Genomic DNA, 24526 nt, shown 5'->3' on the forward strand with positions numbered 1-24526 from the left:
CACGCGTTCAGTTTCGCACGGCCGGCGGATGGGGGAGGAGCGTGAGGCTGGAGCGGGCGCAGTGGCTCGCGAGCCGGGCCGGGCGGGAGGCGCTGGCGGAGCTCGGGTCCGAACTGGAGGCGCTCGACGCGGCGGCGCAGGCCGGGCGGCTCCGGCGCACCTTTCCGGCAGAGGAAGCGGCAGCGCTGGGCGAACAGCTCGCGCTGCGGCGGCGGGCGCGGGAGCGGTTCGGCGAGCTGCCGGTCGCGCTGTACAGCGCGGAGGGGCTGGAGATGATGACGCACCCGCTGGTCGCGCGGCGGCGGGCGGCGCGGCTCGCGGGGCTCGGCCTGCCGGCGGCGGACCTGACGTGCGGGCTCGGCGGCGACCTCGCAGCGCTGGCGGCCGCGGGTATCGAAGCGGCAGGGCTCGAGCGGGACGAAGCGACCGCGCTGCTGGCCGGGGCGAACGTCCCGGGTCGGGCGGCGCGGGGCGACGCGGCGCGGCCGCCATTCACGCTGGACCGGCTGGCGGTGGTCATCGACCCGGGCCGGCGCGCCGGCGGCCGGCGGACGTTCGACCCCGCCACGTTTTCGCCGCCGTGGGAGGTGTGCCTCGAGCTGCTGCAGGCGGCCCGGGCAGGGGCGCTGAAGGGGCCGCCGGGGCTGGACCACGCCGCGGTGCCGCCGTGGTGCGAGCTGGAGGCGGTGCAGGTTGGGCGCGACCTGCGCGAGCTCACGCTCTGGGGCGGCGACGGGGCGGAGCCAGGGTTGCGGCGGGCCGTGCTCCTGCCGGGCGGGCACGAACTGGATTCGCGGGCGCCGGCGAGCGAGGCGGCGGCGCTGCGGTTCGGGCGGTACCTGTTCGACCCGGCGTCGTGCGTGACGCGCGCGGGGCTGGTGCAGCAGCTTGCGGCGGCGCTGGGCGCATGGCAGATCGATGCGCGCGTGGCGTACCTCGCGAGCGACCGGCCGGCGCGCCATCCGCTCGCGGCCGGGTTCGAGGTGCTGGAGGTCCTGCCGTTCGGGGTGAAGCGGCTGCGGGAGGTGCTGCGGGCGCGGGGATGGCGACCGGCGGAGATTCGCAAGCGGGCGTTCCCCGTCGAGCCCGACGCGCTCCGGGGGAGCTGGGCCGGCTCGAGGGCGAGCCCGTGACGCTGGTGTGCACGACGGCCGGCGGCGGGCGGTTCGCGGCGGTGTGCCGGCCGTTCGCAACGGAGCGCCCGGAGGGAGCCGAGGGGGCATAATCGCAGCCATGCCGACACTCCTGGTTTCCCCTTTCATCGAACGGACCTACCGGGCTGCCATCGAAACGGCGTGGCCCGGGATCGAGCTGCTCGTGCTGCCGGCGGACCCCGCCGGGCGGCTGCCGGCAGAAGCGCTCGAGCGGGTCGACTTCGCGTACTTTTCGGGCGACGTGTACCCCGACTATTCGCGGTCGTTCTTCGCGGCGGCGCAGGGCGCGCCGAACCTGCGCTGGCTGCACACGTTCAACGCCGGGGTCGACAACCCGGTCTTCCGGCGGTTCCTTGACCGCGGGGTGGTGCTCTCGACGTCGTCGGGGTCGACGGCCCAGCCGATTGCGCAGTCGGTCATCGGCGGGATGCTGCTGCTGGCGCGGCCGTTCTTGCGATGGGCGGCGGCGCAGCGGCGGCGGGCATGGGAGCCGGTGCCTGCGTCGGAGGCGCCGGCGGACCTCGCCGGGCAGCGGATGACGGTGGTCGGGCTCGGCGCGATCGGGACGGAGGTGGCGCGGCTGGCGCGGGCGTTCGGGCTGGCGGTGACGGGCGTGCGGCGAAGCCCGCGGCGGGAAGACGACCCGGTGGAGCGGGTGGAGCCGCCGGGCCGGCTGGAGGAGCTCGCGCGGGAGACGGACTGGCTGGTGCTGGCGTGCCCGCTGACGGAGGAGACGCGGGGGCTGGTGAGCGAGCGGGTGCTGCGGGCGCTGCCGCGGGGAGCGTACGTGCTCAACGTGGCGCGGGGCGAAGTCGTCGACGAGGCGGCGCTCATCGCCGCGCTCCGGGATGGGCACCTCGGCGGCGCGTACCTCGACGTTTTCGCGACGGAGCCGCTGCCGCCAGAGTCGCCGCTCTGGGAGCTGCCGAACGTGGTGATTTCGCCGCACAACTCGGCAGTCGCTGCGGGGAACGAACGGCGGGCGACGGAGGGGTACTTCCTGCCGAACCTCGCGCGGATGCGGCGGGGCGAGCGGCTGGTGAACGAAGTTCGCGGCTGAGGCGAATTGCTCAGGGGTGTAGACAACAATGCCGGGGCTCTGCTAGGTTCTCAGGTGCCTAAGCAGTTCAGCGATTCGGCGGACCCTCGACGAAGGTAGCCCTATGGCCTCGGTGACCCCGTTCGACGACTATTACGACCTCGTGGAGGCGGCGCGGGAGCTGGCCATCCACCCGCAGAGCCTGCGGCGCCTGATCAAGCAGAACAAGATCCCGGCGACGATGTTCGCAGGGAAGTACCTCATTGCGCGGGACAAGCTCGAGATGTTCAAGAGCAACTACGACCCGCGCCCGGGCCGCAAGCCGATCCGCCGGCTGCTCTAGGGCGAAGCGGTCCGCGCCGCGGGTTTCGAGCGGCCACCATTCGAGCGAGCGAAAACGCGACGAGCGCCCCGGAGGAGTTCGGGGGCGCTCGTCGTTCGAAAGGCGATGCTTGCGGTTCGCGGGCCGGGTGCAGCTAGCTGAAGATGCGGCCCTGGCTGGTCAGGACGACGAGGGTGACGAGAACCGCCGCTTCGACGAGGAGGATGCTGCCGCTGACGGCTGCCCAGATGGCCTGCGTCCGGCCCCGGGTGGCGAAGACCGGGATGGTGATGATCACGGCGGACCCGAGGAAGATGAGCAGGTTGATGACGCCGAGGCTCATGGCGCTGATGAGGAAGGGCAGGAAGGCAGCCATCACGTCTCCAGGGCACACGGGGCGATTCGGCCCCGCTGAGTCGTTCGAGAGGGAATCATAGCGCCGGCGGCGTAACGGGCTACCGGGCTCAGGGCGCCGGCGTGGCGGTCGAAGCCTCCGGCGAGGCGGTCTGGTCCGCGGTCGCGGCAGGAGTCGGGGTCGCGGGCGGCGGCGTCGCCACCGGGGACGGGGTGGGCGTGGCGGTGGCCGCCGGCGACGGTTCGGAGGTCGGGGCGGGCGTCGGCACGTCGTCGTCGGCCGGGGCGGGGCCAGGCGGCGGCGGGGTGTACTTCGGCAACGGCGGGAGGTCGGCGGCGCTGGCGGTCACGGTGAAGTCGCTTTGCTGGCCGAGGACTTCGATGAAGATGGGCCCGCGTTCGAAGGCGATTTCGTTGCCGTTCGTGTCGTAGAAGCGGGTTCGGGCCTTGCGGTCGGCTTTGCGCCAGGTGCCTTCGATGGCGCGGCCGCCGGTGAAGACGGTCGCAGGCCCTTCGCCGAACTGATCGAGGAGGACGTGGCCGGACGAATCGACGACGCGGGAGTTCACGCGCATGACGATGACGGTGGTGAAGAAGAGCTGCTCGCCGGTGTTGCCATCCACCTGGGGGCCGCCGAACTGGAAGCGGCCGTAGGCGTTGCGGGCCTCGTCCCAGCGCCACTGGATGAGCTGCCAGCTGTACATGCGGCCGGAGAAGTCGACCTGGATGCCGCCGGCGGGCGTCCCGGCGGGCGGGTCGCCGGGGTTGCGGAACTGCCACGACTCGACGGCGGGCGGGCCCTGGAAGCCGAGCGCGGCGGCCGCGGCGCGGAGGCGGGCGGTGCTGGTGGCGAGGTTGTAGGGCGCGTAGCGGCTGGAATCGCGGTAGTAGGCCGAGTTGGAGCCGGGCTTGAAGGCGTCGAGGTCCTTGATGCCCCACTCGATGATTTGGCCGGCGGCGTTGGCCTCGTTGTTGGTCGTCGCGGAGCCGGCGTGAGCGTAGAGCGCGCCGAGTTCATCGACCCAGATGACGAAGGGGGTGCGGGCCGAGCGGACGGCCATCACCGGGTCGGCATCGCGGCGCCAGAAGACGGCCATGAGGCGGGTGATGCCGCCTTCGACGAAGGCTTCGTAGACGAGGTCGGCGCTGCCGAGGCCGTGGTGGGGGATCGAGTTCGGCGTGTTGTCGAACATCACGGCGAGCGGGAGGAGGTCCTTCCGGGCGGCCCATTCGTCGGCGGTCATCGGGGCGCCGTCGAGGATGCCGGCGAACGGGGTTGCCGTGGCCGCCGCGGTTGCGGTGGAGGTTGCGGTGCGGGTCGCCGTCGCCGTGGCGGTCGCGGTCGGTTGCTCGTCGCCGGGAGACGCTGAGGAGCCGCCGCCTGCGAGGACGACGGCGACGATGGCTGCGAGGATGATGACGACGAGGCCGGCGGCGGCGATGATGACGGGCCGGCGCCGGAGGAGCTGCTGCAGTTCCGCCATGGCAGGATGCTACCAGCGGACCCCGTGCGTTCAACGGGGGTTGCCGGGTTCATCGGTTGGACGGCAGAGTTGGGAGCATGAAGCGAATCGGGATTTTGACCAGCGGCGGCGACGCGCCGGGGATGAACGCGGCGATCCGGGCGGCAGTCCGGACGGCGACGCGGCTCGGCATCGAGGCGGTCGGGTACCTCGACGGCTACAGCGGGCTCGTGCGGGGCGCGTTCGTCGAGCTGGACGACCGCGCGGTGGGCAACATCATCCAGCGGGGCGGGACGATCATCGGGACGTCGCGGTGCCCGGAGTTCCTCGACCCGGCAGTGCGGGCGAAGGCGGCGGAGCAGATGCGGACAGACGGCGTCGACGGCCTCGTCGTCATTGGAGGTGACGGCAGTTTCCGGGTGCGCTTGCGCTTCAGGACGAGTGCGGCGTGGCGGTCGCGGGCCTCCCGGGGACGATCGACAACGACGTCTGGGGAACCGAGGAGTCGATCGGGTTCGATACGGCAGTGAACACGGCGCTGCTGGCGATCGACCAGCTGCGTGACACGGGCGAATCGACCGGGATGATGTTCTTCGTCGAGGTGATGGGCCGCACCAGCGGCGCTATCGCGCTGCACACGGCGGTGGCGGGCGGAGCGGCCGGCGTGGTGGTGCCCGAGGCGCACGCGGAGATCGACCACGTGGTCGAGCGGGTGCGGGAGACGATGGCGAAGGGGAAGCGGAGCCACATCATCGTGGTGGCGGAGGGCGACGAGGCGGGGGCGCCTTCGGGGTGGCGCCCGTCGTGGGGAAGGCGCTCGGGCGGCCGTACCGGGTGGTGGTGCTGGGGCACACGCAACGCGGCGGCCGGCCGACGATGCGGGACCGGCTGGTCGCCTCCGAGGGCGGCGCGATGGCCGTCGAAGCGCTGGCCGCGGGGCGGACGGGCGTGATGATCGGCCGGCAGGGCGGCCGGTCGGTGGAGGTGCCGCTGCGCGAGGTGGTGGCGAACGCCCACCCGCCGGTGAACGCGGAGCTGCTGCGGCTGGCGCAGCAGCTTTCGGGCTGACGGAAGCGGGGCGCGGGCGCGTAGGATCAGCAGGAGCTCTTGCTGGAGGTTCGCCCGGATGTCCATGCCCGACGTTGGCGCCGCCGCGCCCGCCTTTTCGCTGCCCGACCAGGACGGGAAAACCGTCTCGCTGGCGGATTTCGCCGGCAAATGGGTCGTGCTGTACTTCTACCCGAAGGACGATACGCCGGGCTGCACGAAGGAGGCCTGCAGCTTCCGGGACCGGCACGCGGAGCTGCAGGCGAAGGGGGCGGTGGTGCTCGGAGTGAGCGGCGACAGCAGCGCCTCGCACCGGAAGTTCGCCGACAAGTATGCGCTGCCCTTCCCGCTGCTGGCCGATACGGAGCATGAGGTGGCGCGGGCGTACGGCGCCTGGGGCACGAAGAAGATGTACGGCAAGGAGTACGAGGGGATGATCCGCTCGACGGTCGTCATCGACCCCGCGGGGAAGGTGGCGAAAACCTGGCCGAAGGTGAAGCCGGACGGGCACGGCGATGAGGTGCTCGCCTGGCTGGAGGCGAACGCGAAGTAAGCGGCCACGTCGCCCGTAGGTCGCCGCCTCCGTAGCATGGCGGCCCAGACCACCGGGAGGCGGACGGCACCATGTCGTTCCTGTATGGCGAACGCCTTTCTTGCGGGCGGCTCGAATTCGGCGGCGATGAGCCTCGGACGCCGCCCCACGCACTGCCGGGCGACCGGCCCGTCTGGCCGCCGGACCGCCTCGTCGACATCCTGCACGTCAAGATCGAGGTGCAGCTCGACGTCGACGCGAAGAAGGTCCGCGGGACGGTCACGCACACGGTCGCGCCGCTGAACGACGGCACGCGGTTCGTCGCGTTCGACGCCGTCGATATGGTCGTCAGCGGAGTGACCGTCGGGAGGCGGGAGGCCGCCTTCGACTACGACGGCGCGCGGCTGACGGTCGACCTTGGGGAGGGGCGGAAGCGGGGGCAGGAGCTGCAGGTCGCGATTGCCTACGAGGCATCGCCGCGCATCGGGATGTACTTCATCGGGCCGGACGAGGGTACCCGGAGAAGCCGCGGCAGGTGTGGACGCAGTGCCGGGACGAGGACACGCGGTACTGGCTGCCCTGCTTCGATCACCCGAGCGACAAGTTCACCTCGGACGTGGTGGTGACCGTCCCCGGAAGCTGGTTCGCGCTTTCGAACGGGCGGCTGCTGCAGGAGAAGGCGAACCGCGACGGGACGCGAACGTTCCACTGGCACCAGGACCGGCCGCACCCCGCCTACCTGCTGACGATCGCGGCCGGGGAGTTCGTACGGATCGAAGGCGCCGCCGACCGGGTGCCGGTCGACTATTATGTCGAGGCGAAGGATGCGGAGGCGGCAGAGCGGACCTTCGGAAACACGCCGGCGATGATTGCCCTGTTCGAGAAGCTCACCGGGATGCCTTACCCGTGGGCGAAATACAGCCAGGTGGTGGTGCGGGACTTCGTGTTCGGCGGGATGGAGAACACGAGCGCCACGACGATGACCGAGAACATCCTGCTCGACGTGAAAGCGAAGCGGGATTTCGACAGCGACGACCTCGTGTCGCACGAGCTGGCCCACCAGTGGTTCGGCGACCTGCTGACCTGCCGGGACTGGGCGCACGGCTGGCTGAACGAGGGGTTCGCGACGTATTTCGAGATGCTGTGGGACGAGCACCACCACGGGATCGACCGGTACCGGCAGGGCGTCATCGAGAACACGCGGCTGTACCTCGACGAGCGGTACCGGCGGCCGATCGTGACGAACGTGTTCCACGACCCGATCGACATCTTCGACCGGCACCTGTACGAGAAGGGGTCGCTGGTGCTGCATATGCTGCGGGCGGAGCTGGGCGATGACGCGTTCTTCCGCTCGATTCAGCGGTACGTGCGGGAGCACGCGGAGCAGAACGTCATCACGCAGGACCTCATCGATGCGATCGCGGCCGAGACGGGCCGGAACCTCGAGTGGTTCTTCGACCAGTGGGTCTCCCGGCCGGGGCATCCGAAGCTGAAGGTCACCTGGAGCTGGGACGACGCGACGGGTCTGGCGAGCGTTTCGGTGAAGCAGACGCAGGACACGGTGGACGGGACGCCGGTGTTCCGGTTCCCGGTCACCATCGACTTCCGAAAGGGACGCGGGAAGCCGCAGTCGTTCCGGGTGGAGGTGACGCGCGCAGAGGAGCAGTTCGTCTTCCCGCTGCCGTGGAAGCCGGACCTCTGCCGGTTCGACCCGGATGGCGCGGTGCTGAAGGAGCTGGAGTGGGAGAAGTCGGCGGGGAGCTCCGGCTGCAGCTGCGGGATGACGACAGCATCATCGGCCGGCAGTGGGCCGCCGGGGAGCTGGGGAAGAAGGGAGGCGCGGAGGCCGTCGCCGCGCTGGAGACCGCAGTGATGGGCGACAAGTGGTGGGGCGTGCAGGCGGCGGCGGCGCGGGCGCTGGGCGACATCCGGACGACGGCGGCGCGGGATGCCCTGCTGCGCTGCCTGAGCGTGCGGCAGCCGCGGGCGCGCCGGGCGGTCGTTGCCGCGCTGGGCGAGTTCCGGGGCGACGAAGCGGTGCTCGAGGCGCTGCGGCCGTTCGCCCGGCGCGACGCTTCGTGGTTCGTCGAGGCAGAGGCTTGCCGGAGCATCGGCAAGCTGCGGCTGCCCGGGTCGTTCGACGTCATCGCGGCGCAGTTCGACCGGCCGTCGTTCCGGCAGGTGGTGCGGGTGGGCTGCATCGACGGCCTCGTGGAGCTGCGGGACGAGCGCGGATTCGACTTGCTGCGTCGCGCGGCCCGCTACGGCGAGCCGTTCCAGGCGCGGCCCCCGGCCGTCGGCGGACTCGCGCGGCTCGGGCAGTTCTTCCCCGAGCGAAAGAAGCCGCTCGGCGAGGAGATCGCTGAGTTCCTGCTGGACCCGGACTTCCGGGTGCGGATCGCGGCAGCGGACGCGCTCAAGACGCTCGGGGACGCGAGCCAGGTGCCGGCGCTGGAGAAGATGGCGGCGCGGGAGCTCGACGGGCGCGGCGTGCGGATGGCGCGGGAGAACGCGCTCGCCCTGCGGAAGGGCGCGGCAACGGACGACGAGGTGCGCAAGCTGCGCGAGGAGTTCGAAAAGCTGCGGGAGGAGAACACGAAGCTGCGCGACCGGCTCGAGCGGCTCGAAGCGCGGAAGTAGCGCTCAGCCCCCGGCGGAAGCAGCCGGAAGACGACGGCCCCGAGCTGGATCCGTTCGCCGCCGGCGAGGATGAGCCCGCCCGGCGGGACGGGACGCCCTTCGACGTACGTGCCGTTCGTGCTGCCGAGGTCGCGCAGGAGCCAGCCGCGGGCGACACGCTCGAGGCGGGCGTGGCGCGCCGAGACGGACGGGTCGCCGATGACGATCCCTGCCCCGCCGTCGCGGCCGATCTCCATGAGACCGGCGAGGCGGTAGCTGGTGCCGGGCGGCACCCCGATTCGCCCGGGGATTCGAGGAGGAGGCGCCACGGGCGGGGCTCGGGACGGGGCGCCTCGGCGACGGGGCGGGGCAGGTAGTTGGCGCGGAGGGAGCGGACGATGGCCGCGCAGGTGCCGAAGATGACGGCGAAGATGGCAAGGCGGAGGAGGAGCAGCTCGACGGAGTCGGTCACGGCTGCTCCTCGAGCGTGAGTTCGACGGACCCGAGCGCGATGCGGTCGCCCGGTTCGAGCGGGGCGGCCGCGATGCGCTCGCCGTTGCGGAACGTGCCGTTGCGGCTGCCGAGGTCGCAGATTTCGAGGCCGCCGCCGGGCGCGCGGCGGATTTCGGCGTGACGGCGGGAGACAGCGAGGTCGGCGATGACGCCGTCGCATTCGGGCGCCCGGCCAAGGAGGAACGGGACGTGGGTGAGCGGGAGGATGCCGCCGCCGGCGAGACGGAGGCGGAGCCCGTTGAGCCTGCTGATGCGAACGGTTTCTCGGACGGGGGCGGCGCTGGCCGGGGCTGCAGGGTCGCTGAAATCTGCGGCGACGGCGGGCTCAGCCGCGGGGACGGCGGCTGCGGCGACGAAACGGAACTGCCAGGGCGCGAAGGGCCGCAGGCCGGCGGCGCGGCAGGCGGCATCGAGGGATTCGGCGAGGGCAGGCTCGAGGTCGGGGAGGACGGGGCCGAGCTGCCGGGCATCAGCCGGGTTGAGGCGGACGGTGACGCGGTTCGGGGCTTCGCCGCCGCGCGCGCGGGCAAGGACCTCATCGACGACGGCCTGGGCGAGCGCCGCAGGGTGGAGGGCGGCGGGCAGGCCGAGCCGGAGCGCCCGGGATGCGAGCCGTTCGAGCGCGGGCCGGCCGCTCACCGCTGCACCGCCGCGCGGATGACCCGGCCGGCGATGGGCGCGGCGACGACCCCGCCCTGCCCGCCTGACTCGACGATGACGGCGACGGCGACGCGCGGCTGTTCGACCGGGGCGAAGGCGATGAACCAGGCGTGCGAAGTGCCGTCGCCGGCCTCGGCGGTGCCCGTCTTGCCGGCGACGGCGACACCGGAGATGGCGACGCCGGCGGCCTGGCCCGCCTCGACGACGCCGGCCATCATGGCCGCGACGTCGCCCGCGGCCCCGGCATCGGCGACACGGGCGGACGTGGGCCGCGAGAGCTCGGCGACACGCGCACCGTCCCGCCACGCGTCGAGGGTGATGCGGGGAGCGGGCATGACGCCGCGGTTCGCGACAGCCGCGGCGACGAGCGCCATCTGGAGCGGGGTGGCGAGGAGTTCGCCCTGCCCGAAGGCGGTCGAAGCGAGGAGAACCGCCGTGCGCGGTGAGCCGGGCGAACGGAGCTGCGAGGCCGCTGTTTCGAGCGGGAAGGGGAGGTCGCGGCCGAATCCGAGGCGTTGGGCTGCGGCTTCGAGGCGCTGCCAGCCGAGGTCGACGCCGAGCCTGGCGAAGACGGCATTGACGGAGTAGATGAAGGCGTGGCTGAAGGGGTAGGTGCCCACGCCCTGGGGCGTGTTGCGGCAGGAAACAGGGAATCCGTCGATGACGACTTCCCGGGACATTCGACGACGGTCTCCGGGGTGATGATGCCCGCTTCGAGGGCGGCGAGGGCGGTGACCGTCTTGAACGTCGAGCCGGGCGGGTAGAGGCCCTGCGTGGCGCGGTTGAGGAGCGGCGCGCCGGGGTCGCGCAGGAGCGCCTCGCCGGTCGACCCGAGCGCGCCGGGGTCGAAGGTCGGGACGCTGACCATGGCGAGGATGTCGCCCGTCACGGGGTCGAGAGCGACGACGGCGCCTTTGCGGCCGCCGAGCGCTTCGCGTGCGGCGGCCTGGACCGCGGGGTCGATGGTGAGGCGCACGTCGTCGCCGCGGAGCGGTTCGCGGAGGAGTTCGTAGCGGAAGGCAGCGAGCCAGCCGCTGCCGGTTCGCCCGGAAAGGGCGGCATCGTAGGCGAGTTCGATGCCCTGCGAGCCGTAGCGGGGGTCGAGGTAGCCGGTGACGTGGGCGAGGGAGGCGTCGTAGAGGTAGCGGCGCCCGTCGGAGAGGGTTTCGACGAGGACGTTGCCGTCGCGGTCGAGGATGCGGCCGCGGTTCGGGTCGTAAAAACGCGAGAGGAGGCGGGGGTTGCGGTCTTCGCTGGCGAGGCCGGTATCCAGCACCTGCCACCAGGCGAGGACTGCAATTGCCGTGACGAGGAAGGCAACGGCCAGCCCGGAAACGACGCGGAGGCGGCGCTCGAAATCCGCCGGGGTGAGCACGCGGTGATTGTACCGCCCGGATGGCAGCGGGGGCGCAGCGAGCCTGCGCCCCCGCTGCGGTGCGCCGGGCGCGGGTCAGCCGCGGGGCAGACCGAGCCCCCGGGTAGCGATGATGTTCCGCTGGATCTCGTTGGTGCCCGAGTAGATGGTGGAGGGCACGGACATGAGGTAGGACTCGGGGAGCTCACCATGGATGGAGCGCGCGGCTCTTCGGGGCGGAGCTGGCCGCCGAGGCCCAGCATGTTGACGCCGAAGTTGTAGATCTTCTGGCCGAGTTCGGACTGGAAGATCTTGACGACGGAGGCTTCGTAGTTCGGCACCTGGCCCTTCGACTGGATGTAGCCGATTCGGTAGCCGAGGTAGCGGCCGACGTTGTTGGCGACGACGAGGTCGGCGAGGCGCGTGCGGTACTTCGCGCGGCGGTCGGCCGGCCCTTCGCGCAGGTTGCGGGCGAGCTTTTCGAGCGTGCGCTTCTGGGAGGCGGTGGTCCCGATGCCGGAGCGTTCGAAGTCGAGCAGCGTCATGCCGACGTACCAGCCGCGGTTCTCTTCCCCGACGAGGTTCTTGGCGGGGACGCGGACGTCTTCGAAGAATACCTCGTTGAAGTGGTGGCGGTTGGCCATGTTGATGAGGGGGCGGATGGTGAGGCCGGGCGTGTTCTTGATGTCGTCGATGAGGAGGAAGCTGATGCCGCGGTGCTTTGGGGCCTCGGGGTCGGTGCGGACGAGGCAGAACATCTGGTTGGCGCGGTGGCCGCCGGAGGTCCAGATCTTCTGGCCGTTGATGATGTAGTCGTCGCCGTCGCGGACGGCGCGGGTCTGGAGGCTGGCGAGGTCGGAGCCGGCGCCGGGCTCGCTATAGCCCTGGCACCAGATGTGTTCGCCGCTGGTGATCTTCGGGAGGTAGTAGCGCTTCTGTTCTTCGGTGCCGTGGATGATGAGGGTCGGGCCTATCATGCCGACGCCGAAGCCGCGGGTGCCGGTATCGGGGGCGCCCCAGTAGCCGAACTCCTCGTTGAAGACCATCTGCTCGTAGATGGAGGCGCCGAGGCCGCCGTACTCCTTCGGCCAGGCAGGGGCGATCCAGCCGCGCTCGGCGAGCTTGCGGTTGAAGGCCTGGGCGAATTCGAACTCCTCATCGGAGCGGGTGCCGAGCTGCTCACCGCCTTCTTCGAGGCGGTTGCCGAGCGTCTCCTGCAGGAACTTGCGGACCTCCGCGCGGAGGGCCTCTTCTTCTCGCCGAAGCGCAATTCCATGGGGTGAACGAACCTCCGGTGCCGGCCGGCGTGGAGCGGCCGAGGGTGACGTGCCAGCGGATTCTGCCAGACTTCCGGGACCGTGGGTACCGCGGCCGGTTCAGGGCGCGCCGGCGGCGTCAGCGTCACATGATTCCGCCCCGGCAGCCAGCTGTTCCCAGGCGATGCGGAGCGCTTCCGAGGTCACGCTGTAGTCGAAGCCGCGGCGGCGGAGGAAGCCGCCGACTTTGGCAAGGAACTCCTCGTGGGTGCGGCCGGCGTAGCGGCGGCCGCGCTGGAGGGCCAGGCTGGTGGCCAGTTCGAGGTCATCGATGCCGTCGATGGCGGCGGCGGCGGCTTCGGGGTCGATGCCGCGGCCGAGGAGTTCGTAGCGAAGCATGGCGGTGCCGCGGGGGAGACGCGCTTCCGGTCTTCGACCCAGGCGCGGGCGAAGCGGGCGTCATCGAGGAGGCCGGCGTTGCGGAGGCGGTCGATTTCGAAGGCGATGGTCTCCGGGTCGAAGCCGCGGAGGGCGAGCCTCGTGCGCATCTCGTGCTCGGAGCGGGGCCGGGCGTCGAGGAGGCGGAGGGCAGCCTCGTGCGCGCCGGCGCGGCGCTCTTCGCGGTCGAGGAGTTCGAGGAGCGCAGCGTCGGCCGGCATGCCCCCAGCGGCGCCGGCGCGTTCGCAGGCTTCGTCGGAGAAGACGAGCTCGCGCCCGTCGCTGAGGGTGACGATCCGGAGGCGCCCGCGGCCCGCGGGGCTCATGGAGGCGATGTAGGGGACCCGGGGACCGGGTTCAGCGTCCATACTGCCGGGGAGCTAGCGCTCCACCAGCTGCTCTCCTCTCACTTCTCGGACTGGCAGGCCGACCTGCCGGCGGATCTCATTTTCGATCTCGCTGGCGAGTTCGGGGTTATCGTCGAGGAACTGCCTGGCATTTTCGCGGCCCTGGCCGATGCGCATATCGCCGTAGCTGTAGAAGGCGCCGCTCTTGGTGAGGATGCCGTGTTCGACGCCGAGGTCGATGATGTCGCCGGTGCGGGAGATGCCGCGCGGCGGTTCGAACATGATATCGAACTCGGCCTGGCGGAACGGCGGTGCGACTTTGTTCTTGACGATCTTGGCCTTGACGCGGCGTCCGACGATATCGGGACCGCGCTTGATGGAATCGACGGGCCGGATATCGATGCGGACGGAGGCGTAGAACTTGAGGGCGCGGCCGCCGGGGGTGACTTCGGGGTTGCCGAAGACGACGCCGACTTTTTCGCGCAGCTGGTTGATGAAGATGACGGCGGTGCTGGTGCGGGCGATGGTGGCGGTCAGCTTGCGGAGCGCCTGCGACATGAGGCGGGCCTGGAGGCCGACGTGGGCATCGCCCATTTCGCCTTCGATCTCGGCGCGGGGGACGAGCGCCGCGACGGAGTCGACGACGATGACATCGACCGCGTTGGAGCGGACGAGGGTTTCGCAGATTTCGAGGGCCTGCTCGCCGGTGTCGGGCTGGGCGACGAGGAGGTCTTCGAGGCGGATGCCGAGGTCGCGGGCGTAGCCGGGGTCCATGGCGTGCTCGACGTCGATGTAGGCGGCGGTGCCGCCCATTTTTGGGCCTCGGCCATGACATGCTGGGCGAGGGTGCTCTTGCCGGCGGATTCGGGGCCGAAGATTTCGGTGACGCGGCCCCGGGGATGCCGCCGACACCGAGGGCGATATCGAGGGCAAGCGAGCCGGAGGAGATGACCTCGGTCTGGTTCGCCTCGGCGTCGCCGAGCTTGATGATGGCGCCGCGGCCGAATTGTTTTTCGATCTGGGAGAGTGCGAGTTCGAGCGCGCGAGCGCGGTCTGGATCAGGCATGCGTGTGGCCACCCGCCGGGTTCGTTCGGGGCCGGATGATACCATCGCGGCTGCCGACGGTGGGTACGATAGCATGCGGCGCACATTTGTTCTAGGGGTGGCGTCCCGGTGGCGCGTCTGTCGGTGCGGGTGACGCCGCGGGCAGGGCGGGACGCCATCGAGGGGTTCGACGAGTCCGGGCGCTGCGCGTGCGGGTGCGGGCTGCGCCGGCGGATGGCGCTGCGAATGCGGCGGTGGCGGCGCTGCTGGCGAAAGCGCTCGGGCTGCCGGGCCGGGAGGTGGTGCTCGTGCAGGGCGCGGCGAGCCGGGTGAAGGTGTTCGAGGTCGGGCTGACGCTGGAGCAGGTCGCGGCGCGGCTTGGGGCGGGGGACGGACCAGCGGGTAAGGCGGGGCCGCGGTAACGTGGAGGATCAGCGGCGCGCCAGCCGGGCGCGCCGACTCTTTGGACCGGGCAGGGGACCGTGCCAGCACCAGACCTCGAAACGATCGTGTCGCTCGCGAAGCGGCGGGGCTTCGTCTTCCCGTCGGCGGAGATCTACGGCGGATTCGCCAATGCGTATGACTACGGCCCGCTGGGCGTCGAGCTGAAGCGGAACATCCGCGAGGCATGGTGGCGGTCGATGGTGATGGAGCGGGACGACGTGGTGGGGCTCGACGCCGCGCTGATCACGAACCCGCAGGTGTGGGTGGGCAGCGGGCACGTGGCGAACTTCACGGACCCGCTGGTCGATTGCAAGCGCTGTCAGCGGCGGTTCCGGGCGGACCACCTGGAGGAGGGGATGTACGGGGAGGTGCCGCGGGATGCGCAGGGGCGGCCGCTCTGCCCGTTCGACGGGGGCGAGCTGACGGAGCCGCGGCAGTTCAACATGATGTTCCGAACGCAGGTCGGGCCGGTGGCGGATGAAGCGAACATGGCGTACCTGCCGCCGGAGACGGCGCAGGGCATTTTCGTGAACTTCGTGAACGTGCAGCAGACGATGCGGCGGAAGCTGCCGTTCGGCATCGCACAGACGCGGGTGAGTTTCCGGAACGAGATCACGCCGGGGCGGTTCATCTTCCGGACGCTCGAATTCGAGCAGATGGAGATGGAGTACTTCTGCATGCCGCCGAAGGACCGGGAGAAACCGGCGGAATACCTCGCGCTGCACCGGCAGTGGGTGGAGGAGCGGCTGCGGTGGTACATCGACGTCATCGGCATCGCGCCCGAGCGGCTGCGGCTGCGGGACCACGAGAAGGAGGAGCTCTCGCACTACAGCGCGGGCACGACGGACATCGAGTACCTGTTCCCGTGGGGCTGGGGCGAGCTGGAGGGCATCGCCGCGCGGACGGATTTCGATCTCCGGTCGCATGCGGAGCTGAGCGGCCAGCCGCTGACGTACTTCGACGAGGAGAGCGGGGAGCACGTCATCCCGTGGGTCATCGAGCCGGCGGCAGGGCTGACACGGACGCTGGCCGTGGTCCTGCTGGACGCCTACACCGAGGAGCCGGACGAGAAGGGCGAGAAGCGCATCGTGCTGAAGTTCCGGCCGCGGATTGCGCCGGTGAAGGTGGCGGTGCTTCCGCTTTCGAAGAACGATGCGCTGCGCCCGACGGCGCGCCGGGTGTACGACCTGCTGCGGCCGCTGTGGATGACGCAGTACGACGAGACGCAGAGCATCGGCCGGCGGTACCGGCGGCAGGATGAAATCGGGACGCCGTGCTGTGTGACGATCGACTTCCAGACGGTGGGCGAAAACGGCCAGCCGGGCGACGACTGCGTCACGATTCGCGACCGGGACACGCAGGAGCAGGTGCGGGTGCCGATCAGTGGGCTGGTGGCCGCGCTGGAGGAGCGCATCCCCGCTGCTAGGCGAGCGGGCGGCAGCGCCTGCGCGCGCGAAATACGGAAGCGCCCGGCGGTGGTCGCCGGGCGCTTCGCATGTCCGAACGGTCGGGGTCAGCTCTTGCGGACGCCGGCGCGGCGGCAGGCCTCGCCGTATTCGGCGAGGGCGCGGACGACGGGGTCGTTCGCAGCGAGGTCGCGCGGGCCGAAGTGCTGGGTCAGGGCTTCGTAGACGTGGCGGCTGGCGGTCTCCTGGCCGGCCTCGTCATGCTCGCGGCAGCGCTGCCCGTACTCGGAAATCGCTTTGACGATGGGCTGGTGCGCCGCGAGGTCGAGCGGCCCGAAGTGGTGGGTGAGCGCTTCGTAGAGGTGGGCCGATGCCTGCTTGACGGCCTCTTCGGGGTCGGTCACGACAGTACTCCTCATGTGTTCTCTGCCCTCCGTGCAGATTTAATCCAAATGTAACACAAGCGAAACACGAGCGAAACAGGGTGCGGAGCGCCGGCCGGCTGGTGTAGAGTTCGGCCGATGCCGGGACGTCTGCAGGTGCGGCCGCTCGACGAAGGCGACGCGGAGGCGTGCGGGGCGCTGCTCGCCGCGCGCCACCGTGCGGACCGGGCGCGGCTTCCGCACCTCGAGCCGGCGCTGGAGGACCCGGGCGCGGCTGCGGAGGCGGTGCGGCACCTGCTCGGCCGGCCAGGAGCGGGCGGCGCTGCTGCAGTCCGGGACGGGCGCATTGCGGGATTCTGCATCGGCCTGCGACTCGCTTTCTCGGCCGCCGATTTTGCCTCGCAGTTCCTCCCGCTGCGGTCGGCGGTGGTGCCGGTCGCCGGCCATGCCGTGGCATCCGGGGAGGATGCGACGGAGGTCTACCGGCTGCTGTACGCGTCGCTGGCGGCGGCGTGGGTGCGCGACGGTGTGCTGGTGCACCGGGTGCACACCGTTACCGGCGACCGGGAGGTCGAGGAGGCGTGGGTGAGCCTCGGCTTCGGGCGGGCGACGACGGCCGGGACGCGCGAGACGGTGCGGCCGGTCGACGGCGCTGCTGCCACGGACATTCGCGTGGACCAGGCGACGCCGGAGGACTTCGCGGCGGTTCGGCGCCTGAGCCGGGAGCTGGCGGCGCATCACCAGGGGCCGCCGATGTTCTGGCCGCCGGTCATCGAGGCGGGGGCCGCGCTCGACGGCTTCCTGCAGGCGAGCCTGGCGGGGCCGGTGCCGACGTTCCTCGCCTGGCAGGGCGATGCGGCGGTCGGGATGCAGCTGTTCCTCGTGCCCGGGTTCACGCCGGAGCACGTGCGGCAGGACCAGCGGCTGTATCTGTTCGAGGGCGTCGTGAGCGCGGCGGCGCGCGGCGGCGGCGTGGGCACGGCCATGCTGCGGGCGTCGATGGCGTGGGCCGCGGCGAACGGCTACGAGCTGTGCACACTGCACTGGGCCTCGGGCAACTACCTCGGGGCGCCGTTCTGGCTGGGGCACGGGTTCGTGCCGGTGGAACACACGATGGAGCGGCGCATCGACGAGCGCGCGCTCTGGGGGCGGGCTGAACCGGGCCATACCGGCTGACGGTCGTACCATGTCGAAGTGAGCGTTCGACGATCGGCGCCGGCCGACCGGGTGCTGGCCGGCGCGATGGCGGCGGCGCTGGCGGGCGTGCCGGCCGTCTTCTGGCATCCGCTGTACGACGATTTCACGCTGCCGAAGCAGGCGCTGCTGCTGGCGACGGGCAGCCTCGCGGCGCTGGCGTTCCTGTGGGGCGGGTGGCGGCGGACCGTCCCGCGCTGGCTCGGGGCGCTGCTCATCGGCTGGGCGGGCGTGCTGCTGCTCTCGACGGCCCTCGGGCTCGACTGGCGGGGAGCATCCTCGGCTATTACCAGTACCGGCAGGGCCTGGCGACGCAACTGGCCTACCTGGGGCTGTTCGGGGGTGGATGGGCGCTGGCGGCGATGGGACGCTGGCGGGTCTTCGCTGCCGGGTTCGCGGGGCTGGCGATGGCGTTCGCCTACACGGCGGTGCAGGCGGCCGGGCTCGACCCGTTCGACTGGTGGATCGACACCTCGGACCGCGCGATCGGGACGATCGGGAACGCGAACGAGCTGGCGGCGTTCGCGGTCATCTCGATGGGGCTGGCCGCCTTCGTGCCGGAGCGGCGGTTCGCGCTCGCTGCCGCCGTCACGTGGGGCGCGGCGCTGTTCATCGTGCTCGAAGCGGAGAGCCGGTCGGGGCTGGCGGCGGTGGCGCTGTTCTTCGTGCTGCTGCCGGCGGCGCGGTGGCTGGCCGGCCGGCCGGGTCGGCCGATGCTGCGCGCCGTGCCAGCCGTGGCCGGCGCGCTGGTGCTCGTGACTGCGGCCTCGCTCGCCGCCGGCGGGCTGGAGGGAACGGCGGCGCGGGTCTCCGGGCAGGCGACGGCGGCGGAGCACGGCGGTTCGACGCGCCTCGCGCTGTGGGAGGGGACGCTGCAGGTCGTCGCGGCGCGGCCGCTCACGGGCGTGGGCCCGGATGGGCTTCACCTTGGGTTCCCCGGTGGCGCCCGGCGGACCTGGGCGGGGCGTATGCCGAGTACGACCTCGTGGCGCAGAGTTCGCACGATTACGTCCTCGACATCGCGGCGAACACCGGACTGCCCGGCCTCGCGGTGCTGGCTGCGCTCATCGGCGCCTGCGCGTGGGCCTCGGTGCGGGCCGAGCGGCGGCGGGCAACCGGGGGCGGGCCGGACTGGACAATCGCGTGGGCGGCGATGGGCGCCTACGGCGCGCTGACGCTGGTGAACCCGATTTCACTGGCGGCGCACGCGCTCTTCTTCGCGCTGCTCGGGGCGATGGCGGGGGCGGCGCTGGCGCGGCCGGGGCGCGCGCAGGCGTCTGCGGCCGGGCTGGCGGCGGGGCTCCCGCTCGCAGCGGCGGGGCTGGCGCTCGCGGCCCTGCTGCCCGCAGCGGATGCGCGGGCGCAGGCGGGGTGGGACGCGTTCGCAGCGGGGCGGTTCGAGGAGTCCGCCGCCGCGTACCGCGACGCGGCGCGGCTGGCGCCGTTCGAACGCGACTACGCGCGGCGGGAGACCATCGCGCTGGTGGCGGCGGCCACCCAGGACCCGGCGCGGCTGCAGGCGGCCGAGGAGGCGCTCCGGCGCTTCGACCGGCGGTTCGGGTTCGCCTCGGGCGATGCGTTCAACCTGGCGACGGTGCTGGTGGGGCGCGGCCGCCCGGCTGAGGAGATCGCCCGCGCGGTGGCGCGGGCGATCGCACTGAATCCCCACGGCGCGGCCACGGCCTGGTATGCCGAGCAGCTCACGCGGGCGGCGCACGACGGCGGGGTGCTCGTCTTCGACGAGACAGACCGGTGGACTTACGTCGTGCCGCTGCCGGCGCTGCCGGACGAGGCGATGCCCTGAGGCCGCGGCTCAGGCTGCGGCGCGGAACCGGCTGCCGTTGCTGTCGTGGGCGAGGGCGCCGAAGCGGGCGAGGAAGGCCGCCATCTGCTGCGACGTCTCCGTGAGGCGGCGGGCCAGGCCGGCGAGTTCGCTCGCCTGTGCGGAGACTTCCTCTACGCTGGCCGAGACCTGCTCGCTGGCGGCGGCGGACTGCTCGGAGACGGCCGAGGCTGAGGCGATGGCCTCGACAGCGGCCTCGCTGCGGCCCCGCATCTCGGCGGCGATGCCGGCGAGCCGGTCCGCGATGGCGGCGACGTCCTGCACCTGGGCGGCGAGCGCCTCGACGCCTTCCTGCATGCCGGCAGCGGCGGCAGCGATGCGCTCAATCTCTGCGTTGACCTCGGTCGCGGAGTCGACGATGCGGCCGAGGGCGGCGCCGGCTTCCGAGGCGCGGGCGGCGCCGACTTCGACATCGCGGACGGAAGCTTCCATCGCGCGGACGGCCTGGCCGGTGCCCTGCTGGACGGCGGAGATGAGGCCGGCGATCTCTTTCGTGGCGACGGCGGTGCGCTCGGCGAGTGAGCGGACGTTTTCGGCGACGACGGCGAAGCCGCGGCCCTGCTCGCCGGCGCGGGCGGCTTCGATGGCGGCGTTGAGGGCGAGGAGGTTGGTCTGGCTGGCGATGTCCTCGATGACCTGGATGATGGCGCCGATTTCGGAGCCGCGGCGCCCGAGCTCTTCGATTTCCCCGGCGGTGCCGCGGACCGCTTCGCGGATGGTGTTCATGGCGTCGACGGTCTGCTGGACGGCGGTCATGCCGTCGCGGGCGGCCGCGAGGGAGTTCTGGCCCTTTTCGGCCGCGGCGCGCGCGGAGGCGGAGACGGCACCGAGGGCTTCGCGAACGCGGTCCGCGGTGCGGGCGGCCTGGCGGAGCCCGTCCGCCTGCGATGAGGCGCCCCGCGTCACTTCCCCAATCGATGCCGCGAGCGAGCGCATGGTGCCATTGAGTTCGCTGATGGCGGCGGACTGCTCGGTGGCGCCGCGGGCGATCTCCTGGGTGGCGTTGGCGATTTCGCGCGCGGCAGCATCGACCTGCGTCGTGCCCTCGCGGACGGACGACGATGCGGCGTTCACGGTGACGCAGGCGTCGACGAGCTGGCGGAGCACGCCTTCGCTGATGTAGGTCTCGACTGCCAGGCTGGCGTCGAGCAGGAAGGCCTTGAGGAAGGCAAGGAAGGTGTCGGCGAGCTTCTGGCCCTTGAGCTTCTTCGCCAGCTCCTCATGGAGGATGGCCGCATAGACGGCGTAGTTGCCGACGTTCCAGCGCGGCTCCACATTCAGGACCGCGTGGGTCGCCCCGACTTTGAGCCGGTGTTCGAAGTAGTCATCGTCGAAGCGGGCTTCGAGGAGCTTGAGGAAGTAGCCCTTCTGGGTGCTTTCGAGGCGGGCGCGGGTGGAGTTCGCCTCCTCGACCTTGGCAACGAACTGAGGGAAGGCGAAGGAGTGGTCGTAGAAGCGGCGGACGATATCGTCGGCGCGCGGGCGGAGGAACGCGGCGGCCTCGCGGATCAGGGCGGCATCGCGGTCGGTGAACTGGAGCCAGCGGAGGCGCAGCGCCTGGTCGGCGGGGGTAATATCGAGACGAGCGGCAAGGCTGTCGGCGGACATCAGGTTCCCCGGGAAGAAGTTGCCACGAGCATCGGGCAACGTTTCACGCCGGGGGATAGATGAAATCCCTGAGCAGCGGCCCAGGCCGGGGCCTGAGGCATCCGGTTTTCCCCGTATTTCAGATGGTATTGCCGAAAACAGCGGCGTTCGCGCCGTGCGATACTCGTCCCATGCTGCTGATCCTTGACGGAAATAACCTCGCGTGGGCGGGCTTCCACGCCCTGCGGCGGCCGATGGGAGCCGACACGCCGGAGCGGAAGGAGCGCGCCGCGCTGCTGGGGCTGGCGCAGGCCGTCTTCGGCATCCTGGTCCGGGGCGGCGAGCCGCCGGACGGGCGGCCGGGGGACAGGGACGGCTGTTCGAAGGCGAACGGACGGCGGTGACCGGGCTCGCAGTCGCGTTCGATGAAGGACGGCCGGTGCGCCGGAGGAGCATCTACCCGGGCTACCAGACGGGCCGGGAAACGGACCCGGCGTTCGCGGAGAACGAGCCGCACATCCTCGCCGCCATCGAAGCCTTCACCGACCTCGCGGCGGGGTTGCCGGTCGAAATCCTCCGCGGGGTGAACACGGAAGCCGACGACCTCATCGCGGCGCGGACGCTGCAGGAGGCCGGGCCGGTGCGGATCGCGTCGACCGACCGGGATTTCCTCCAGCTGGTGGACGAGCGGGTGTCGATCTACTCGCCGGTGAAGAAGGCGGTGGTCGATGCCGCGACCTTCATCGACCACGCGGCGCCGCGCGACGCGGAGGGGCGGCCGGCGGTGTTCCCGCGGGAGCGGTACCTCGATTTCCGGGCCGCGAGCGGCGACAGCTCGGACGACCTGCCGGGCATCCCCGGGATGGGAGCGCTGACCGCGGCGCGGCTGCTCGCTGCGGCGCCGCTCGATGCCTACCTCGAGGCGCCGGGGCGCGCGGCCGAAGCGCTCGGGCGGCGGAATGCGAAGCTCGAAGCGGCGCTGGAAAGCGGCGAGGCGCGCGCAATCGTGGAGCGGAACCGGGCGCTGATGGACCTGCGGGCGGCGGCGCGGCTTTTCCCGGACCTCAGCGGCTACCGCAGGGTCGGGGAGTGGCGGCCCGCGGCCCTCGAGCGCTGGATGGAGGAGCAGCGCGCGTTCGGCATCGACCGGGCGGCCACGCTGGCGGCGTTCGAGCGGCTGGCGGAGGCGACCGGAACGGCGGCCGGCAGGTAGACTTGAGTCGGGAACCGGACGCGGGCGATTAGCTCAGCTGGTCAGAGCGTCTCGCTTACACCGAGAAGGCCGGGGGTTCGAGCCCTCATCGCCCACCACCCCCATTTCCCGGCGGTCAGTCGGTGAAGACCGTGACGTAGAGCCAGGTGCGCCCGGAGCGGACGGCAGCGACCCCTACGTTCGAAAAGCGCGGTTCGAGGATGTTGGCGCGGTGGCCGGCGCTGCCCATGAGGCCCTGGAAGGCGGCCTCCACGGTGCGGGCCTCGGCGTAGTTGTTGCGGGCGAGGTTTTCGCCGGCCAGGCCGTAGCGGATACCGCGGACGGCGAGTTCAGAGAAGGCGCTGCGGCCGTCGGGACCGTAGTGGTCGAAGTAGCCGTTGGCGATGAGGTCGCGGGCGCGGGCAAGCGCCACCTCGGCGAGCGCGGGGCTCCGGGCGAGCGGCTCGAGGCCGCTGGCGGCGCGCGCGGCGTTCATCGCGGCGAGGAGGGAAACCGCCTTGTCCTCGACCGGGACGATATCGACGGGCTGGCTGACGGCGGCCGGCAGCGCGGCGACGGGCTCGGGTGAGGCGGCGGCAGGGGTGCGGCGGGGGTTGCCGGCGCGGGGGATGGGGCGGCGGGCTCGGCGGGCGAGGTCGCGCGGGCCTCAGCGACCGCCGTCGGGAACGGCGTCGGCTCGGCGGCGGGTGTCACCTCGGTGACAGGGAGGGGATGGGCAGCGCTGATCGGGGCTGCGGCTGCCGACATTTGGGGTGCGGGGTGCGCTGCCCCGGCCGGGGTTTCGAGGCGGAGCGCCGCGAGGGCCGGGCGGAGCAGACTGCCGCGCCGCCGAGAAGCACCGGGAGCATCGAGAGCCTGCGCATACCGGTACTTTCGGCCGGCCCTGCGCGTCGAAACATCGGGGAAGGCACCGATGGGGAGGGAGAGCTGCCATGCCGGGCCTGCGTTCCCGTGAGGTTGCCGGGCTGCCGCCGCCGGTTGGACTGCGAGTGATGGTCGTCTCGCAGGGGCTGGACCGCGCGTACGACCGGGCGCGCGGGCTCGAGGCGATCGGCTACCGGGTGGCGGCCTTCGGCGACGTCGGCAGCGCCGTCGCGGCGGTCGAGCGGCATGCGCCCGACGCGGCGGTCGTGGACCTCGGGCGGGAGGTCGGCTTCCCGGCGGACGCAGTGGCGAAGCTGCGGAGTGCGACCGACGCGCCAATCGTGGCGGTCGGGTGCAGCGGCACGCTGGCGGAGATGCTGCGCTGCCTCGAAGCGGGCGCCGACGACTACTGCCGGCCGCAGTGCAGCACGGACGAAATCGACCTGCGGCTGCGGGCCCTGCTGCGGCGGATCGGGATGGCGAACGGCCACGACACGAGGTCCGCGCAGGAGGAGCCGCGCCGGGTGCGGGTCGGCGCGATCGAAATCGACCCGGCGTCACAGACGGTATGGAAAGACGGCAGGGAGGTGCCGCTGTCGCCGACGGAGTACCGGCTGCTGTGGACACTGGCCGAACACGCGGGCGAAGTGGTGCCATCGAAAGCGCTGATCGCCCGGGTGTGGGGCAACCAGTACACGGCGGAGACGCACTACCTGCGGCTGTACATCCGGTATCTGCGGCAGAAGCTGGAGGACGACCCGAGCCGGCCGGTGTACATCGTCAACCGGTGGGGCGCGGGGTACGCGCTGGAGGAGCCGAAGCGGACGGCCGTGGCGGTTTGAGGGTACAGGCGCAGCGCCGCGGTTCGCGTAGAATCGGGCGGCGAAACCCCTGCACTCTGGAGGCAGCATGGCCCGGACCGCCCACGAAATCCTGCGCACGTCGCTGAAATCGATGCACGACCTGCTGGACAAGGCCGTCGAAGGGATGACGGCGGAGCAGCTGAACTTCCGCCCGCAGGAGGGCGGCGTGAGCGCGTTCTTCAGCCTGTGGCACTACGTGCGGACCGAGGACAACATCATCAACTGGGTGGCGCAGCAGAAGCCGACGGTGTGGCTGGAAGGGAACTACCACGAGTATTTCGGCCTGCCGCGGACGAGCCAGGGCACGGGGATGACGGAGGAGGAGGCGAACGCCATCCGCATCAGCGACGTGGCGAAGTGGCACGAGTACCAGCAGAAGGTCTGGGAGGCGACGGACCGGTACCTCGCGGGGATGTCGCCGGAGGAGTTCGATCAGCGCACGGTCACGATCAAGCCGCTGGGCGAGATGTCGCTCTGGGACGGGATTTACGGGGTGTGCCTGAGCCACGGCTACCGCCACGTCGGGGAGATCGAGTACGTGCGCGGCGTGCAGGGGCTGGGCGGGCTGACGATCTGAGGCGGGGCG

Annotated in this window: 24 protein-coding genes, 1 tRNA gene and 7 pseudogenes; 19 read left to right on the plus strand and 13 right to left on the minus strand. The window is 71.7% G+C overall.

Annotated elements, in window-relative coordinates; translation table 11 throughout:
* The first annotated feature begins 41 nt into the window (after positions 1-41).
* The 3 genes from O0235_RS00240 (at position 42) to O0235_RS00250 (ending at position 2536) form a co-directional block, all read left to right on the plus strand.
* Positions 42-1133 carry a THUMP-like domain-containing protein gene (locus O0235_RS00240; RefSeq protein WP_270056621.1) on the plus strand — a complete coding sequence of 364 codons (1092 nt, stop codon included), beginning with the start codon at positions 42-44 and terminating at the stop codon, positions 1131-1133.
* 100 nt (positions 1134-1233) lie between these two features.
* Complete coding sequence (locus tag O0235_RS00245) at positions 1234-2214, plus strand: D-2-hydroxyacid dehydrogenase (protein ID WP_270056622.1); 981 nt, start codon at positions 1234-1236, stop codon at positions 2212-2214.
* Between the two features lie 103 nt (positions 2215-2317).
* Positions 2318-2536, plus strand: coding sequence for a helix-turn-helix domain-containing protein (locus O0235_RS00250; protein ID WP_270056623.1), 219 nt, complete (start codon positions 2318-2320; stop codon positions 2534-2536).
* A gap of 133 nt (positions 2537-2669) precedes the next feature.
* Here O0235_RS00250 and O0235_RS00255 read toward each other — a convergent pair whose 3' ends face one another.
* The gene (locus O0235_RS00255; RefSeq protein WP_270056624.1) at positions 2670-2891 is read right to left on the minus strand and encodes a hypothetical protein; all 222 of its coding nucleotides are present in this window, start codon (positions 2889-2891) and stop codon (positions 2670-2672) included.
* A gap of 88 nt (positions 2892-2979) precedes the next feature.
* Positions 2980-4353 carry a DUF3048 domain-containing protein gene (locus O0235_RS00260; protein ID WP_270056625.1) on the minus strand — a complete coding sequence of 458 codons (1374 nt, stop codon included), beginning with the start codon at positions 4351-4353 and terminating at the stop codon, positions 2980-2982.
* A gap of 122 nt (positions 4354-4475) precedes the next feature.
* Here O0235_RS00260 and O0235_RS16170 point away from each other — a divergent pair.
* The 6 genes and pseudogenes from O0235_RS16170 to O0235_RS00290 form a co-directional block, all read left to right on the plus strand.
* Positions 4476-5047, plus strand: a pseudogene (locus tag O0235_RS16170) (6-phosphofructokinase); the annotation flags it as partial.
* 197 nt (positions 5048-5244) lie between these two features.
* A complete protein-coding gene (locus O0235_RS16175; protein WP_270056626.1) occupies positions 5245-5400 on the plus strand; it encodes a hypothetical protein in 156 nt (51 codons plus the stop codon).
* 58 nt (positions 5401-5458) lie between these two features.
* A complete protein-coding gene (bcp, locus tag O0235_RS00275; RefSeq protein ID WP_270056627.1) occupies positions 5459-5932 on the plus strand; it encodes a thioredoxin-dependent thiol peroxidase in 474 nt (157 codons plus the stop codon).
* Between the two features lie 71 nt (positions 5933-6003).
* Positions 6004-6537 (plus strand): gluzincin family metallopeptidase, encoded by a 534-nt coding sequence (locus O0235_RS00280; protein ID WP_270056628.1) that lies wholly within the window; start codon positions 6004-6006, stop codon positions 6535-6537.
* A complete protein-coding gene (locus tag O0235_RS00285) occupies positions 6447-7784 on the plus strand; it encodes a M1 family metallopeptidase (RefSeq protein ID WP_270056629.1) in 1338 nt (445 codons plus the stop codon). The genes O0235_RS00280 and O0235_RS00285 overlap by 91 nt, the downstream gene beginning before the upstream one ends.
* Positions 7733-8551 carry a HEAT repeat domain-containing protein gene (locus O0235_RS00290; protein ID WP_270058089.1) on the plus strand — a complete coding sequence of 273 codons (819 nt, stop codon included), beginning with the start codon at positions 7733-7735 and terminating at the stop codon, positions 8549-8551. Before O0235_RS00285 ends, O0235_RS00290 begins: the two co-directional genes overlap by 52 nt.
* Before the next feature lie 23 nt (positions 8552-8574).
* Here the strand turns inward: O0235_RS00290 and O0235_RS15110 are convergent.
* From O0235_RS15110 to recA, 8 genes and pseudogenes are all read right to left on the minus strand, one after another.
* Positions 8575-8787 (minus strand): annotated as a pseudogene (locus O0235_RS15110) (FHA domain-containing protein); the annotation flags it as partial.
* A 211-nt stretch (positions 8788-8998) separates the two neighbouring features.
* Positions 8999-9682: an FHA domain-containing protein gene (locus tag O0235_RS00295; RefSeq protein ID WP_270056630.1), complete on the minus strand. Its 684-nt coding sequence runs from the start codon at positions 9680-9682 to the stop codon at positions 8999-9001.
* Positions 9679-10383, minus strand: a complete 705-nt coding sequence (locus tag O0235_RS00300; RefSeq protein WP_270056631.1) for a penicillin-binding transpeptidase domain-containing protein — start codon at positions 10381-10383, stop codon at positions 9679-9681. The genes O0235_RS00295 and O0235_RS00300 overlap by 4 nt, the downstream gene beginning before the upstream one ends.
* A gap of 8 nt (positions 10384-10391) precedes the next feature.
* Positions 10392-11078, minus strand: a pseudogene (locus O0235_RS15115) (penicillin-binding transpeptidase domain-containing protein); the annotation flags it as partial.
* A 230-nt stretch (positions 11079-11308) separates the two neighbouring features.
* A pseudogene (locus O0235_RS15120) lies at positions 11309-12403 on the minus strand (acyl-CoA dehydrogenase family protein); the annotation flags it as partial.
* A gap of 30 nt (positions 12404-12433) precedes the next feature.
* Entirely contained in the window at positions 12434-12712 is a 279-nt protein-coding gene (locus tag O0235_RS00310; RefSeq protein WP_373324336.1) for a hypothetical protein, read from the minus strand.
* A gap of 95 nt (positions 12713-12807) precedes the next feature.
* Positions 12808-13119, minus strand: a pseudogene (locus O0235_RS15125) (hypothetical protein); the annotation flags it as partial.
* 12 nt (positions 13120-13131) lie between these two features.
* Positions 13132-14164: pseudogene (gene recA / locus O0235_RS00315) on the minus strand (recombinase RecA).
* A gap of 84 nt (positions 14165-14248) precedes the next feature.
* On the opposite strand from recA, the pseudogene O0235_RS00325 reads away from it, so the two are divergent.
* Both O0235_RS00325 and O0235_RS00330 read left to right on the plus strand, forming a co-directional pair.
* Positions 14249-14565 (plus strand): annotated as a pseudogene (locus O0235_RS00325) (DUF167 family protein).
* A 60-nt stretch (positions 14566-14625) separates the two neighbouring features.
* Positions 14626-16218: a glycine--tRNA ligase gene (locus O0235_RS00330; protein WP_270056633.1), complete on the plus strand. Its 1593-nt coding sequence runs from the start codon at positions 14626-14628 to the stop codon at positions 16216-16218.
* Here O0235_RS00330 and O0235_RS00335 read toward each other — a convergent pair.
* Entirely contained in the window at positions 16101-16397 is a 297-nt protein-coding gene (locus O0235_RS00335) for a hypothetical protein (protein WP_270056634.1), read from the minus strand. The genes O0235_RS00330 and O0235_RS00335 overlap by 118 nt on opposite strands.
* A 117-nt stretch (positions 16398-16514) precedes the next feature.
* Between O0235_RS00335 and O0235_RS00340 the strand changes: the two genes are divergently transcribed.
* From O0235_RS00340 to O0235_RS00350, 3 genes are all read left to right on the plus strand, one after another.
* A complete protein-coding gene (locus tag O0235_RS00340; RefSeq protein WP_270056635.1) occupies positions 16515-17552 on the plus strand; it encodes a GNAT family N-acetyltransferase in 1038 nt (345 codons plus the stop codon).
* Between the two features lie 380 nt (positions 17553-17932).
* Positions 17933-18745, plus strand: a complete 813-nt coding sequence (locus O0235_RS00345) for an O-antigen ligase family protein (RefSeq protein ID WP_270056636.1) — start codon at positions 17933-17935, stop codon at positions 18743-18745.
* On the plus strand, positions 18724-19374 hold the full coding sequence (locus O0235_RS00350) for a hypothetical protein (protein ID WP_270056637.1): 651 nt from the start codon (positions 18724-18726) through the stop codon (positions 19372-19374). The genes O0235_RS00345 and O0235_RS00350 overlap by 22 nt, the downstream gene beginning before the upstream one ends.
* Before the next feature lie 9 nt (positions 19375-19383).
* Here O0235_RS00350 and O0235_RS00355 read toward each other — a convergent pair whose 3' ends face one another.
* Positions 19384-21021 carry a globin-coupled sensor protein gene (locus O0235_RS00355; RefSeq protein WP_270056638.1) on the minus strand — a complete coding sequence of 546 codons (1638 nt, stop codon included), beginning with the start codon at positions 21019-21021 and terminating at the stop codon, positions 19384-19386.
* A gap of 170 nt (positions 21022-21191) precedes the next feature.
* On the opposite strand from O0235_RS00355, the gene O0235_RS00360 reads away from it, so the two are divergent.
* From O0235_RS00360 to O0235_RS00370, 3 genes are all read left to right on the plus strand, one after another.
* On the plus strand, positions 21192-21404 hold the full coding sequence (locus O0235_RS00360; protein ID WP_270056639.1) for a hypothetical protein: 213 nt from the start codon (positions 21192-21194) through the stop codon (positions 21402-21404).
* Positions 21401-22213: a hypothetical protein gene (locus tag O0235_RS00365; RefSeq protein ID WP_270056640.1), complete on the plus strand. Its 813-nt coding sequence runs from the start codon at positions 21401-21403 to the stop codon at positions 22211-22213. Before O0235_RS00360 ends, O0235_RS00365 begins: the two co-directional genes overlap by 4 nt.
* A gap of 22 nt (positions 22214-22235) precedes the next feature.
* Positions 22236-22311, plus strand: a tRNA-Val gene (locus tag O0235_RS00370).
* A 17-nt stretch (positions 22312-22328) separates the two neighbouring features.
* On the opposite strand, the gene O0235_RS00375 is transcribed toward O0235_RS00370, so the two are convergent.
* Entirely contained in the window at positions 22329-22688 is a 360-nt protein-coding gene (locus tag O0235_RS00375; protein WP_270056641.1) for a CAP domain-containing protein, read from the minus strand.
* A 457-nt stretch (positions 22689-23145) separates the two neighbouring features.
* On the opposite strand from O0235_RS00375, the gene O0235_RS00380 reads away from it, so the two are divergent.
* Both O0235_RS00380 and O0235_RS00385 read left to right on the plus strand, forming a co-directional pair.
* On the plus strand, positions 23146-23919 hold the full coding sequence (locus tag O0235_RS00380; protein ID WP_270056642.1) for a winged helix-turn-helix transcriptional regulator: 774 nt from the start codon (positions 23146-23148) through the stop codon (positions 23917-23919).
* Positions 23920-23986: 67 nt separating this feature from the next.
* Positions 23987-24517 carry a DinB family protein gene (locus tag O0235_RS00385; RefSeq protein WP_270056643.1) on the plus strand — a complete coding sequence of 177 codons (531 nt, stop codon included), beginning with the start codon at positions 23987-23989 and terminating at the stop codon, positions 24515-24517.
* The last annotated feature ends 9 nt before the right edge of the window (positions 24518-24526 follow it).

It is taken from the genome of Tepidiforma flava, from assembly GCF_027594505.1.
GTDB classification, from domain to species: Bacteria; Chloroflexota; Dehalococcoidia; order Tepidiformales; family Tepidiformaceae; genus Tepidiforma; species Tepidiforma flava.

Excerpts from the sequence above, each read along its gene's own strand:
- O0235_RS00310 (WP_373324336.1), bottom strand. The coding sequence starts at position 12,712 with ATGCTTCGCTACGAACTCCTCGGCCGCGGCATCGACCCCGAAGCCGCC.
- O0235_RS00245 (WP_270056622.1), top strand. The coding sequence starts at position 1,234 with ATGCCGACACTCCTGGTTTCCCCTTTCATCGAACGGACCTACCGGGCT.
- O0235_RS00300 (WP_270056631.1), bottom strand. The coding sequence starts at position 10,383 with ATGTCCCGGGAAGTCGTCATCGACGGATTCCCTGTTTCCTGCCGCAAC.
- O0235_RS00355 (WP_270056638.1), bottom strand. The coding sequence starts at position 21,021 with ATGTCCGCCGACAGCCTTGCCGCTCGTCTCGATATTACCCCCGCCGAC.
- O0235_RS00360 (WP_270056639.1), top strand. The coding sequence starts at position 21,192 with ATGCTGCTGATCCTTGACGGAAATAACCTCGCGTGGGCGGGCTTCCAC.
- bcp (WP_270056627.1), top strand. The coding sequence starts at position 5,459 with ATGTCCATGCCCGACGTTGGCGCCGCCGCGCCCGCCTTTTCGCTGCCC.
- O0235_RS00250 (WP_270056623.1), top strand. The coding sequence starts at position 2,318 with ATGGCCTCGGTGACCCCGTTCGACGACTATTACGACCTCGTGGAGGCG.
- O0235_RS00340 (WP_270056635.1), top strand. The coding sequence starts at position 16,515 with ATGCCGGGACGTCTGCAGGTGCGGCCGCTCGACGAAGGCGACGCGGAG.
- O0235_RS16175 (WP_270056626.1), top strand. The coding sequence starts at position 5,245 with ATGGCCGTCGAAGCGCTGGCCGCGGGGCGGACGGGCGTGATGATCGGC.
- O0235_RS00385 (WP_270056643.1), top strand. The coding sequence starts at position 23,987 with ATGGCCCGGACCGCCCACGAAATCCTGCGCACGTCGCTGAAATCGATG.
- O0235_RS00345 (WP_270056636.1), top strand. The coding sequence starts at position 17,933 with ATGGGACGCTGGCGGGTCTTCGCTGCCGGGTTCGCGGGGCTGGCGATG.
- O0235_RS00380 (WP_270056642.1), top strand. The coding sequence starts at position 23,146 with ATGCCGGGCCTGCGTTCCCGTGAGGTTGCCGGGCTGCCGCCGCCGGTT.
- O0235_RS00255 (WP_270056624.1), bottom strand. The coding sequence starts at position 2,891 with ATGGCTGCCTTCCTGCCCTTCCTCATCAGCGCCATGAGCCTCGGCGTC.
- O0235_RS00375 (WP_270056641.1), bottom strand. The coding sequence starts at position 22,688 with ATGAACGCCGCGCGCGCCGCCAGCGGCCTCGAGCCGCTCGCCCGGAGC.
- O0235_RS00350 (WP_270056637.1), top strand. The coding sequence starts at position 18,724 with ATGGGCGCCTACGGCGCGCTGACGCTGGTGAACCCGATTTCACTGGCG.
- O0235_RS00280 (WP_270056628.1), top strand. The coding sequence starts at position 6,004 with ATGTCGTTCCTGTATGGCGAACGCCTTTCTTGCGGGCGGCTCGAATTC.
- O0235_RS00260 (WP_270056625.1), bottom strand. The coding sequence starts at position 4,353 with ATGGCGGAACTGCAGCAGCTCCTCCGGCGCCGGCCCGTCATCATCGCC.